Origin of the sequence: Butyrivibrio sp. INlla16 (genome assembly GCF_900104155.1) — a bacterium.
Lineage (GTDB): Bacteria > Bacillota > Clostridia > Lachnospirales > Lachnospiraceae > Butyrivibrio.
The window spans coordinates 96,792-109,090 of record NZ_FMYB01000007.1 but is presented as its reverse complement, the minus strand read 5'-3'; the positions used below and the strand labels follow the sequence as shown (position 1 = coordinate 109,090).

Annotated in this window: 9 protein-coding genes; 8 read left to right on the top strand and 1 reads right to left on the bottom strand. The window is 40.8% G+C overall.

Features of this window, described 5'->3' with window-relative positions:
* The first annotated feature begins 16 nt into the window (after positions 1-16).
* Complete coding sequence (locus BLR42_RS05380; RefSeq protein WP_242879205.1) at positions 17-1,225, top strand: ion transporter; 1,209 nt, start codon at positions 17-19, stop codon at positions 1,223-1,225.
* A gap of 55 nt (positions 1,226-1,280) precedes the next feature.
* Here the strand turns inward: BLR42_RS05380 and BLR42_RS05375 are convergent, their stop codons facing one another.
* The gene (locus tag BLR42_RS05375; protein ID WP_026497644.1) at positions 1,281-1,967 is read right to left on the bottom strand and encodes an anaerobic ribonucleoside-triphosphate reductase activating protein; all 687 of its coding nucleotides are present in this window, start codon (positions 1,965-1,967) and stop codon (positions 1,281-1,283) included.
* A 146-nt stretch (positions 1,968-2,113) separates the two neighbouring features.
* Here BLR42_RS05375 and BLR42_RS05370 point away from each other — a divergent pair, with 146 nt between their 5' ends.
* The 7 genes from BLR42_RS05370 (at position 2,114) to BLR42_RS05340 (ending at position 12,213) form a co-directional block, all read left to right on the top strand.
* Positions 2,114-3,202, top strand: coding sequence for a MocR-like pyridoxine biosynthesis transcription factor PdxR (locus tag BLR42_RS05370; protein ID WP_242879204.1), 1,089 nt, complete (start codon positions 2,114-2,116; stop codon positions 3,200-3,202).
* 116 nt (positions 3,203-3,318) lie between these two features.
* The gene (locus tag BLR42_RS05365) at positions 3,319-3,960 is read left to right on the top strand and encodes a bifunctional 4-hydroxy-2-oxoglutarate aldolase/2-dehydro-3-deoxy-phosphogluconate aldolase (RefSeq protein ID WP_091867242.1); all 642 of its coding nucleotides are present in this window, start codon (positions 3,319-3,321) and stop codon (positions 3,958-3,960) included.
* Positions 3,961-3,982: 22 nt separating this feature from the next.
* Entirely contained in the window at positions 3,983-5,386 is a 1,404-nt protein-coding gene (gene uxaC, locus BLR42_RS05360; protein ID WP_091867240.1) for a glucuronate isomerase, read from the top strand.
* Between the two features lie 68 nt (positions 5,387-5,454).
* Positions 5,455-6,552 (top strand): sugar kinase, encoded by a 1,098-nt coding sequence (locus tag BLR42_RS05355; protein WP_091867238.1) that lies wholly within the window; start codon positions 5,455-5,457, stop codon positions 6,550-6,552.
* A gap of 219 nt (positions 6,553-6,771) precedes the next feature.
* Positions 6,772-8,907, top strand: a complete 2,136-nt coding sequence (locus BLR42_RS05350) for a leucine-rich repeat protein (protein WP_091867236.1) — start codon at positions 6,772-6,774, stop codon at positions 8,905-8,907.
* A 122-nt stretch (positions 8,908-9,029) separates the two neighbouring features.
* Positions 9,030-10,262 (top strand): leucine-rich repeat protein, encoded by a 1,233-nt coding sequence (locus BLR42_RS05345; RefSeq protein WP_170832641.1) that lies wholly within the window; start codon positions 9,030-9,032, stop codon positions 10,260-10,262.
* A 211-nt stretch (positions 10,263-10,473) separates the two neighbouring features.
* Positions 10,474-12,213, top strand: a complete 1,740-nt coding sequence (locus tag BLR42_RS05340; protein WP_091867232.1) for a methyl-accepting chemotaxis protein — start codon at positions 10,474-10,476, stop codon at positions 12,211-12,213.
* The last annotated feature ends 86 nt before the right edge of the window (positions 12,214-12,299 follow it).

Here is a 12,299-nt window from a genome sequence, read left to right as displayed (position 1 = left end):
TAAACGGGAGATTGTTGTGGAAAAGGAAAAGTGGGAGGAGCTTAGGGAAAAGCTCTTTAAGATGGTATCCGTCGGATACCTTGGGGATACCATAAGTATTGCATATGATGTTATTGGGACGGTTGCACTGGTATTGAATCTTGGTGCAGCCTTCCTTTCTACGTTCGATAACATAAATGGTCCTCTCGGTGGTGTGTTTAACAGTATTGAAAAATGGACTGTTTTATTCTTTGCGATTGATTATATCTTACGCGCTATTTGTTCAAAGTGCATGTATCCGGACAGATCGGACTTCATGGCACTTATTCTGTATTTCTTCTCATTTTCCGGAATTATTGATCTTTTGAGTTTTCTTCCGTATTATATGCCCTTCTTCTTTCCTGCAGGAGCGGCAGCTTTCAGAATGTTCAGAGTTGCAAGGATATTCAGACTCTTCAGAATCAATGCTTATTATGATTCACTGAATGTAATTACAGAAGTTATAAAGAATAAGTCGCAGCAGCTTTTGTCCTCGGTTTTCATCATCGCTGTTATGATGCTGGCATCCAGTCTCTGCATGTATTCTCTGGAGCATGAAGCTCAGCCTGATGTTTTTGAGAATGCTTTTTCAGGTATCTGGTGGGCTGCATCTACTCTACTGACAGTCGGATACGGTGATATTTATCCTAAGACAATTCTGGGAAAAGTTTTCGGAATTCTGCTTGCATTCCTTGGTGTAGGTATTGTTGCCATTCCAACAGGTATTATTTCCGCAGGTTTCGTTGAACAGTACACAAAGTTAAAGCACATGGGAGACTATGCAAAGTCTATTGATATGCATTTTATTAAAGTGCAGCTTGGAATGAAGGATAAGTGGGTTGATAAGAAGATAAGAGATATTGACCTTCCTCACGGCGCGCTTATTGCCATGATACAGAGACATGGTAATACCATAATTCCAAACGGAAATGTAATACTGGAAGCAGGAGATAAAGTGGTAATCGGGGCAGAGGCTATAAAAAACGATGTACCGATGCATCTTAAAGAAGTCACACTGGGAGAAACTCACCCCTGGTGCGATCATTTTATCAGGGATCTTGATTTCCCCAGACAGACTATTCTTTTATCCATTAAACGCGGCTTCAGAACCGTCATTCCCAAGGGCGGCGTAAAACTTCAAAAGGGCGATACAATAATTGTAATTTCAAGAGTGCACCTCCCTGAAGAGGATGAAGTGGAAGTCTAAAAACCTTCCCCCTCTGGGGGAAGGTGTCAGCGAAGCTGACGGATGAGGGGGAATCTTAAAGCCCTCTCAATATTACATTTTTTATATATCTCTCCGCCGCCTGCCGATATGCCTCCATATCTTCCGCACTCGGCGAACTGAGCCTCTTATCCGGAACAGTATCACGCTCTGTAAACTGCTGTAAATAATACGCCTTTGCACCACAAATCCATTCGCCGATTTTGGCAAAATCTTCTGTAGTATGAAACTCTTTAATAGCTGTAGTTCTGAATTCATAATCTACACCGGAGTTCATAATAAGATTGATGCTCTCAGTGATCACTTCTGTATCGATTTTTACCCCACAGGTATCACTGTATTTTTCCGGTGAATTCTTAACATCCATAGCGATGTAATCAACCAGGTTTTCACTAAGTAAATCTTTAAGAACATCGGGATGATTCCCGTTAGTATCAAGTTTAACGAGATATCCCATATCTTTTATTCTTATAATCAGATCTTTTAATGATGAATTGAGGCAGGGTTCACCGCCTGTTATTACGACTCCGTCAAGGAGTCCTTTTCTTTTATCAAGAAAAGAAAACAATTCAGCATCATCCATTATCGGAGCGGCCGTTCCATCCACCAGTTCAAAATTATGACAAAAAGGACAGCGAAAATCGCAACTGCCTAAAAAGACGGTTGCGGCAACTTTTGACGGATAATCAAGTAATGTCATTTTTTGTAAGCCATGTATTTTCATAATGCTTAATTATACTAGCTTTTTAGCTGTTTTGGAATCTTGATTGACGTATGAAGAAGGGATGATATATCATCAAACTGATAGCATAAAAATAATCGAAACACAATATTTTAATATAACCAGATTCGCAACCGGAGAATATGAAAATGGATAAGCAAAAGAGGTATTTAAAGGTATACGAAGACGTTCGTGAAGACATAATAGGAGGCAGGTATGAGACAGGAAGTAAGCTCCCATCCAAGCGTGTTATGGCAGAGGCAATGGGAGTCAGTGTCATAACAATTGAGCATGCCTACGAACTCCTTGCGGAGGAGGGATATATCATTCCCAAAGAAAAGAGCGGATATTTTGTGTCCTTTGATGACAGTGAGATTTATATAGGAAAGGGCTCGGCAGAGAAAAAAACAGTAATGCGGGGTAATAAGATTAGTGTTGCAAAAAATATTGGAGAGGCTGCTTTTTCTTATTCGATCTATGCAAAGACCGTCAGGAGAGTTCTTAGCGAATATGACAGCCGTGTGATGGAAAAGTCACCCAAAACCGGTATGAACGAACTGAGAAGCGCAATTGCAAATTATCTCGGTCGCTCAAGAAGGCTGGAGGTGTCCCCGGAACAGATAATAATTGGCGCAGGCGCAGAGTATTTGTACGGACTTATAGTGCAGACCTTCGGACGAGACATTATATATGGCGTCGAGAGTCCGTCATATCAAAAAATCGCAAAGGTCTATGAGGCGGGAGGTGCGGAGCTTCTTATGCTAAAGCTCGGGAGCGACGGCGTTGAAAGTGATGAACTATGGAACGGAAAAATGAAGCTTCTTCATATAACTCCATACAGAAGCTTCCCGAGTGGCGTTACTGCTTCGGCGGCCAAGAAGAGAGAGTACCTCAAGTGGAGCAGAAAGAAGGACGGATATATCATCGAGGATGATTTTGAATCCGAGTTTACACCCAGCAGAAAACCTGAAGAGACGATTTTCTCTCTTGATGAAGAGGGGAGAGTTATATATGTAAATACGTTTACGAGAACAATCGGAAGCTATGCAAGATGCGCATATATGGTTCTTCCGATGAACCTCATAAGTGCGTTTTCAGAGAAAATCGGATTTTACGAATGCCCGGTTCCAACACTGGATCAGCTGGTAATCGCTGAGCTTATAGAAAGCGGCGATTTTGAGAGGCATATTAACAAAGTCAGAAGATATAACCGCAAAGGCGCTCAGTCCCAAAAGTGATTATTGCAATACAGCAAGAATTGCAATGTAAAGAACAAATGCAACAATGTGAAAAGTACATGGGAAAATCTAGTATTGTGTATGAGTTTTAATGACATACACAAGGAGCACTTAAAATGTACGAAGAATTAAAAGCAAAATTTGAAAAGATTGGAATCATTCCTGTCGTTGTTTTAGAAGATGCGAAGGATGCACATGCACTCGGAGAGGCGCTGATGAATGGCGGACTTCCGGCTGCGGAGGTGACATTCAGAACTGCTGCGGCAGAGGAAGTAATTAAAATTCTTTCAAAAGATTTCCCTGATATGCTTGTCGGAGCAGGCACAGTACTTACTCCCGAGCAGGCAGACAGAGCAATGGCTGCAGGCGCAAAATTTATTGTGGCACCGGGATTCAATCCCACTGTAGTTAAGCATTGCCTTGAAAAGGGATATCCTATAACGCCCGGAACTCAGACACCTTCCGAGATGGAACAGGCTATGGAACTTGGCCTTGATTTTGTTAAGTTTTTCCCGGCAGAACCGGCAGGTGGTCTTCCGATGATCAAGGCAGTTGCTGCACCCTATACTAATCTGACCTTTATGCCCACAGGCGGTATCAACAAGGATAACGTAAGAGATTATCTGGCATTTAAGAAGATAGTAGCCTGCGGTGGCACCTGGATGGTGAAAAATGATTTGATTAAAGCAGGAGACTTTGCAAAAGTTGAAGAGCTTACAAGGCAGGCCGCTGAGATTGTAAAAGAGGTTAGAGGCTAATAAATCGGAAGGAATGAATACGATGAAGAAATTCATGGATGAGAATTTTTTGCTGGGAAATGAGACTGCGGTAACCCTTTTTCATGAAGCGGCAAAAGATGAACCCATAATAGATTATCACAACCATTTAAGTCCCAAGGAGATATACGGGGATAAGTGTTTTGACAACATAGGCGAGGCCTGGCTTGCAGGAGATCACTATAAGTGGCGCGCTATGAGAGCAAATGGCATACCGGAGAAGCTTATAACCGGGAACGGCGATTACTATGATAAATTTGTTGCCTGGGCTGACACAGTGCAGAGACTTATAGGTAATCCTTTATATCAATGGACACATATGGAACTTCAGAGATATTTCGGAATTGCAAAGACGCTCTCGGCAGATACTGCCAAAGAGATTTGGGATGCCTGCAATGAGAAGCTTCGCACTAAGGAGTACTCTGTTCGAAATCTCCTTAGGATGCAGAAAGTATCAGTTCTGTGCACTACTGATGATCCGGCTGATACTCTCGAGTGGCATACAAAGCTACGAGAAGACAACTTTGAAATACAGGTACTTCCGTCCTTCAGACCTGATAAGGCTCTGGGAATTGAGAAGGCTGATTTTCAGGAATATCTTGGGAGACTATGCAAATCAGCGGGAGTTATACTCAGAGATGTAGATTCTGTACTCGAAGCTCTGGAAAAGCGACTTGATTTCTTTTTGGAAAATGGCTGCAGAGTTTCGGATCACAGTCTTGAGAGTACTTTCTTTGTTGATACGACGAAGGAAGAAGTTGAATGGATTTTTGATAAGAAGTTTGCAGGATCCGAACTTACCGAAGAGGAGTGTGGTAAGTACAAGGGATATATGCTCACAAAGCTCGGGAAGATGTATGCCCGTAAAGATGTGGTGATGCAGCTTCACATAGGAGCTTTCAGGAGTAACTCCAAGAGGTGTTTGAAACTTATAGGTGCAGACACCGGTTTTGATTCACTAAATGATTTTAATTATGCTCCGCAGCTTTCTGCACTTTTTAATGCTATGGATTTAACGGAAGAACTTCCGAAGGCAGTTGTGTATTGCCTTAATCCTAAGGATACAGAAATGCTTGCTTCAATGGCCGGCAATTTCTGCGGCAATGAAAGCGGCATCAAAGGAAAGGTGCAACTCGGAGCAGCCTGGTGGTTCTGCGACCACAAAAATGGAATGGAAAGACAGATTGATGCGATGGCGGACGTTTCTCTTATATCTACCTCCATCGGAATGCTTACTGATTCCAGAAGCTTCTTATCATTCCCAAGGCACGAACTCTATAGAAGAATTCTCTGCAACAAAATCGGAACATGGGTAGAGAACGGCGAATACCCGTGGGACAAAGAATACCTTTGCGAGATGGTAAAGGATATCTGTGGCAGAAATGCAAAAAAATATTTGAACTTATAAACCTCTGGCTTCCCCTTGAGGGGAAGCTGTCAGCGTAGCTGACTGATGAGGTGGTTTTGGAGGAAGCCATGAACTTAAACTTAAAATCAAAAAACGACTGCAAATACGACGCTGTTTCACTCGGAGAAATCATGCTCCGTTTTGATCCCGGCGAAGGAAGAATCCGTACCGCCAGGGAATTTAAAGTATGGGAAGGAGGCGGAGAGTACAATGTAATCCGCGGACTTCGCAGATGCTTTGGTATGACTACAGGTGTTATCACCGCTTTTGCTGATAATGAAGTAGGCCATCTGGTAGAGGATTTTATTCTTCAGGGCGGTGTTGATACTTCACTTATTAATTGGAAAAAGACAGACGGAATCGGACGTGAATGCAGAAATGGACTCAACTTTGTTGAGCGAGGCTTCGGCATAAGAGGAGCACTTTCCTGCTCAGACAGAGCTAATACAGCGATTTCTCAGGCTACAGATAAAGACTTCGATTTTGACTATATCTTTGGCGAGCTGGGAGTAAGATGGTTCCACACAGGCGGTATCTATGCTGCACTTTCTGAGCAGTCTGCTGATACAGTTGTTAAAGCAATAAAGACAGCAAAAAAATATGGAACTGTTGTTTCTTACGACCTTAACTACAGAGCTTCGATGTGGTCAGCAATCGGTGGCCAGAAGAAGGCGCAGGAGGTTAACAAGGAAATCGCTAAGTATGTTGATGTCATGATCGGCAACGAGGAAGACTTTACAGCCTGCCTTGGCTTTGAGATTGAAGGCAATGATGCAAATCTTAAGGAATTAAATCTTGATGGCTATAAGAAGATGATAGATGAAGCAGCCAAGGTTTATCCGAACTTCAAGGTGGTTGCGACTACCCTAAGAACAGTAAGGACAGCAACAGTAAATGACTGGTCTGCATTATGCTGGGCAGATGGGCAGATTTATAAGGCTAAGGATTATAACGGCCTTGAGATTTTGGACAGAGTTGGTGGTGGTGACTCCTTTGCTTCAGGACTAATTTACGGCTTGATGACTACCGGGGATGCTGAGAAAGCTGTAAACTACGGTACTGCTCATGGCGCACTTGCAATGACAACACCCGGAGATACAACAATGGCAACCGTTTCAGAAGTTGAAGCTATTATGGGTGGTGCCGGTGCTCGAGTAAAAAGATAATTATTGACGCAATTTCATTTTTTTGAAAATAATCACAAACTGATATGTTGTTGTCAAAAATAATTGAAAGTTAATGAAATAACTGTTAAAAGCGCTGGGAAAATCCGGCGCTTTTTTAGTAAAAAATTGCATTGAGATTTCTTTTTATTTGAAGTATTCTATCAAGTGCTTTGAGGGGAGCTATATATTGAAAAAAGTTTTTGTTGGAGGAAGTCAGAAATGAAGAAGGTAGTACGTAGTATGGGTAACATGCTAATTGCGCTTTCCGTTGCAGTTAGCATGTTTTCTAATGCCTGCATTGGGGCGCAGGCAGCTGAGGATGAGTCAGGAGCTTTATATGAAAATGAAGCAAATAGCGAGTCCGGGGCTAATGATGAGAATGGTCAGGCTGGACAGGGTGGTTTTTCCGAAAAATTAGCAAAATTAATGACTAGTATCGACTGGAGTAATCGAGTTGATACAGTCGTTATTGATTTCTCACAGAATAAGATTCAGAGGTATGATGGAAAACCTTTATATACAAATGATCTTGATAATATTACAGATCTAGACCTTACAGACGAAGCAAAGAACGTTGTGTATATAAATTCACTTCATAATTATAACCATTTATTCAAAGAAGAGTTGGATTTTTATGATGGAGCAGCAACTGCTGAGGGACGTCTTATTATTGATGAGGCTGCTGGCCAGTATATAAAATTTAAGGCAAGCACTGAAGGAACAGTGTTTGATGCTTCCGAAAGCTCAGGTACTTATGAGACGGTTATTAAATATAAAGATTTGTTGGAAACATCCGGAAGTGCAACCGGTTCTGCTGAAGATGATGCACAGATGGCTTTGTTTGGTGCTTGTGTTTTTTATGGTGTTAATTCATTTTTCTTTAATGATAATTATAACCCTGATGCAATAAACGAATTCAATCCTGAATTCAATCTTATAATCAATTTCGGTGATGCGCAGAAAGCAGAAGATGATTCTACAGAAGATAACAAGAACGAAGAGCCTTCATTAGAAACACCTACGGAGGATCCGGCACCTGTCGAGGAAGAAAAGAAGGATGAGCCTAAGACAGAGGAGGATGCTCCTGCTGTAGAAGAAGAAAAGAAAGACGAGCCTAAGACTGAGGAAGAGACTCCTGTAGTTGAGGAAGAGAAGAAGGAAGAGGAAAAGCCTTCAGAAGAGGTTCCTGTAGTTGAGGATGAGAAGAAAGAAGTTAACAACACTGTAGTAATTGATTTCTCTAAGGATAAGACACAGTGTCTCAACCAGCCTATAACAAGTGGTGATTTCAATGAGATTGCACAACTTGCTAAGACAGATGAAGAAAAGAATGTTGTGTTTATGTCAGCAATGCTTTTCTACTACAATCTATTTACTGCTGAGTATGACTCAACAGATAGCATGAGTACAGGAGTTGGTCGTTTAGTACTTGACCGTAATGCTAATCAGATCATCAACATCAAATCTGACGAGAACGGTACAACCTATTATGCAGGCGCTGCATCGGGAACATATGAAATTGTTATTACAGAGAGTCTTCTGAAAAATAATGTAGCCGGAAATGATCCTGAAGGTGCTTTCATGGCAGCAAAGGGCTATTACGGAGTGGATACAATAGAAGATGAAAACGGCGAGAAGAGCTTCAAGCTTCAGATAGTATTTGGTGAGCCCGATCCTAAGGCTTTGGAAGAGAAGAAAGATGAGCCTAAGACTGAGGAAGATACTCCTGCTGTAGAGGAAGAGAAGAAGGAAGAGCCTGCAACAGAGGAGAAACCTTCAGAGGAGAAAAACTCAGAAGTTCCTACACCTGTTAAAGAGGAACCTCTTAATAATGAAGAGAACCAGGCTGCAGAAAATAAAGCAGAGGAGAAGACACCTGCTACAGCGACAGAGCCTGCAAAAGAAAAGAAGAATGAGACAGTAGAAACACCTGCTGTTGATACAGAGTTTGAGGACAATGGTTATTCATATAAGGTAACATCAGCTGATGAGGTTGCATTTGTTGGAATCACGGATAAGACAGCTAAGTCAGTAACTATTCCGGATACAGTTGTTTATCAGAACAATACCTTTAAAGTAACTGCTGTTGCTGATAAGGCACTTTGCGGTTGCAAGAAGCTTACAAGCGTAACTGTTGGTGAAAATATTACTTCAATCGGTGCTTCCGCTTTCGCTAAATGCAAAAAGCTTAAGAACGTAACAATTAAATCTGCTTCAGTTAAGACAATCGGCAAGAAAGCATTCTTCAAGAATTCTAAGAAGCTTGTAGTTAAAGTTCCTAAAACAAGTTACAAATCATATAAGAAGATGCTTAAGAAGGTAAAAATTTCTGTAAAGCTTAAGAAGATAAAGTAATACAAAAGCGTCGGATAATACCGGCGCTTTTTTAGTAAAAAAATGCATTGCTTAGAAAAACGTAATATCGTATTATGTTTAAGGCTAGAGGGGACAACTATAAATATTCAATGGAGGGAATAATGAAAAAAGTAGTTAAGAGAATTTGCAACACGCTTATGGCGTTTGCAGTAGCAACAAGTATGCTCTCATTCGTGGGGACACAGGCTAGCGCAGCCGAAGAATCTATTGATACAGTCAAGGAATCTATTGATACAGTCGTAATCGATTTTTCCAAAGAAAAAGTTCAAGTATTTAAGGGCACACAACCTTCTTCCGAAGATCTTGATAAGGGTGAAACTATGAGCCAGCTTTCTCAGGAAGCAAAAAATATTGCTTTTATTAGTGTGCTGAATTATTACAATGAGCTTTTTGGTAAGAACACTATTTTTACCGTAAATCCTGAATGGAAGGATGGTAAAGTTGTTAGAGCAGCAGGTAATATTATTATTGATAAAGAAGCCGGACAGACCATTCATTTTGAAATGGATGAGAATAAAACAATTTTCGATGTAGGTTCATCTACAGGTGTTTATGAGAGACGTATTACACGTGAATTACTTGACCAGACAACTCCACAGGGAAAAGACCATGCTTCTGACGTTTTGATGCCTTTTTACGGCGCAGAGGCAATGTTCGGTATTGATGCCGGAATAAATAGTGGTAAGTATTGCTTTAACCTTAAAATTGATTTTGGTAAAGCAGAGGAAAAGCCTGCTGACGAGGAAGAGACACCTGCTCCCACACCTGTAAAAGAGGAAGAGAAGACAACTAAGGAAGAAACAACTACTCCTTCAACAGAGAAGAAGGAAGATCAGCAGAAGACGACTGAGACAGAGCAGAAGGCTCCTGAGACCGAGAAGAAGGCTGAAACAGTAGAGACAGTTGCTCTTGATACAGAATTTGAAGAGGATGGCTATTCATATAAGGTAACTGCTGATGGTGAGGTTTCATTTGTAACAGTTACAGATAAGAAGGTTAAGTCAGTAAATATTCCTGACAGCGTAACACACCAGAATGTTGAGTATAAGGTAACTTCAGTAGCTGATAAGGCTCTTTATAACTGCTCTAAGCTTAAGAGCGTTACAGTTGGTGCAAACGTGAAGACTATCGGAGCATCAGCATTTGCAAAGAGCAAAAAGCTTAAGACCGTTACAATTAAGTCTGCTTCACTTACTTCAATCGGTAAGAAAGCATTCAGCAAGAATGATAAGAAGATTGTAGTAAAGGTTTACAAGGCTAACTATAAGAAGTATAAGAAGCTTATGAAGAAGTCTGGAATGTCTTCAGTAAAGCTTAAGAAGATTGGTAAATAATTATTTGAAATAAGTGATTATGACAGAATGCGTCGGAAAAAATTTTCGGCGCATTTTTTATTATAAAAAACTTATTTTCAAATTCTTAAAACATTATTAAACCGCACAATATGGGCTTACATAATATTGTATAAATTTGTACGCTATTATAATATTTAATAAGAGAATTTTCTTTTGGTTTTTCGTTTGTCTGGAGAGGGGGATTTTTTCTATGTCAAATGCAAATCAAGCACCCGTTACCCGTAAAAAGAAATTAATCTATAAGCTTATTTATATTGCTGTCGGTTCATTTATTGGCATTGGTCTTTTACTGAACCTTATCAGTGGTTTTGAGATAAATAAAGCTTATAAAACACTTGCAGAAGAAGAATTAAAGGCAACTACTGCGCATCTTGCAAGTGAGATGAACAGTGTTTGGGACGGCGATTGGGCCTATGATAATGAAGTTTTGACAAAAGGCGGGACAGAGGTGTTTGATGAATACCAGGATTTGATGGATGAACTTCATGGAATAACAGGTATAGACTATACCATTTTCTATGGTGATACCCGTGTAATAACTACAATAATGAAGTCCGGAACCAGTGAACGTCTTGTAGGCACGAAGGCTTCGGATGCTGTTATTAGTACTACGCTTAAAGGTGGGAGTGACTACTATGCTGATAACCTCACTATTGAGGGTAAGAAATATATGGGCTATTACGTAGCCATGAAAAATACTGATGGTTCTATTATCGGTATGGTCTTTTCCGGGAGAGAAAGTGATGATATTACATCTGCTATAACAAATGTAATACTTCTTCTTTCTATCATTACTGTTCTTATAGTATTAATTCTTGCAATTACAGGATTTGTTATTGCAAACAAAATATCTGCAAAGATGCAGGGGATTGCGGCAGAACTTGATAAACTCTCACAGGGACAAATTAATCTTGATATTGACAAGGAATCTATTGCCAGGAAGGATGAACTTGGTATTCTTGCAGATGGAGCTCAGACACTCAGTACTAAGCTCGGAGACGTCATCAGAACTACTGTGAAAATGTCTAATGAGCTGAAACGTGAAGGAAGCGAGCTTTCAACTTCAGCAGGTCAGGCTACCGAAGCTTCAGGACTTGTAAGTACAGCGGTTGACGAGATTGCGAAGGGCGCTGTAAGCCAGGCAGACAGCATTGAAAATGCAGCAAACAATACTCAGCATATCGGAAACGATATTGAGAATATTGCAAATAACGTTGAGCAGCTTGACGGCTATGCAACCGAGATGAAGGGTGCCTGCGACCAGGCGATGGAGGCTCTCGATAATCTGATCAGATCAAGCTCAGAGGTGCAGACATCAGTTAAGGAGATCGGTGAGACAATCGATTCCACAAATGAATCGGCTAAATCAATATCTACTTTCTCCGAAGCTATTACAAGTATTGCTTCACAGACCAACCTTCTTTCACTTAATGCTTCAATTGAAGCAGCTAGAGCGGGTGAGGCAGGAAAAGGCTTCGCGGTTGTTGCAACAGAGATCGGACAGCTTGCTGAGCAGTCCAGTAAGAGTGCTGATGAGATCAAGAAGATTGTTGATCAGCTCGTTGCGGATTCAGAAGCATCAGTTCTTGTAATGCAGAAGCTGAATGAGAATTTCGGACAACAGTCTGAGCAGCTTGAAACAACCAAGGAAAACATGCAGACCATGGCTTCCAATGTTGTTAATGTTTCAACCAGCGCAGACAACATAGCAGAACTTGCTAAGCAGCTTACTTCTGCAAAGGATCAGCTGATTGAGATAATTGCGGATCTGTCAGCTATATCAGAAGAAAATGCAGCATCAACGCAGGAAACCAATGCTTCCATGCAGGAACTGAATGCTACATTTACGGTTATTAATGAATCAGCTGAACAGCTTCAGTCTCTTGCAGATGATCTTACAAAGACAATAAGCTACTTCAAGGAAAACTGATAGTCTGTGACAAGATGTAAGAGAAAGCTAATAAAAATAGCAGAATAGAGGGATTTATTATAAACGGGGGGACCTGGCACAAATTT

Coding starts and splice junctions, on each gene's coding strand:
- BLR42_RS05375 (WP_026497644.1), bottom strand. CDS start 1,967: ATGAAAATACATGGCTTACAAAAAATGACATTACTTGATTATCCGTCA.
- BLR42_RS05370 (WP_242879204.1), top strand. CDS start 2,114: ATGGATAAGCAAAAGAGGTATTTAAAGGTATACGAAGACGTTCGTGAA.
- BLR42_RS05365 (WP_091867242.1), top strand. CDS start 3,319: ATGTACGAAGAATTAAAAGCAAAATTTGAAAAGATTGGAATCATTCCT.
- uxaC (WP_091867240.1), top strand. CDS start 3,983: ATGAAGAAATTCATGGATGAGAATTTTTTGCTGGGAAATGAGACTGCG.
- BLR42_RS05355 (WP_091867238.1), top strand. CDS start 5,455: ATGAACTTAAACTTAAAATCAAAAAACGACTGCAAATACGACGCTGTT.
- BLR42_RS05350 (WP_091867236.1), top strand. CDS start 6,772: ATGAAGAAGGTAGTACGTAGTATGGGTAACATGCTAATTGCGCTTTCC.
- BLR42_RS05345 (WP_170832641.1), top strand. CDS start 9,030: ATGAAAAAAGTAGTTAAGAGAATTTGCAACACGCTTATGGCGTTTGCA.
- BLR42_RS05340 (WP_091867232.1), top strand. CDS start 10,474: ATGTCAAATGCAAATCAAGCACCCGTTACCCGTAAAAAGAAATTAATC.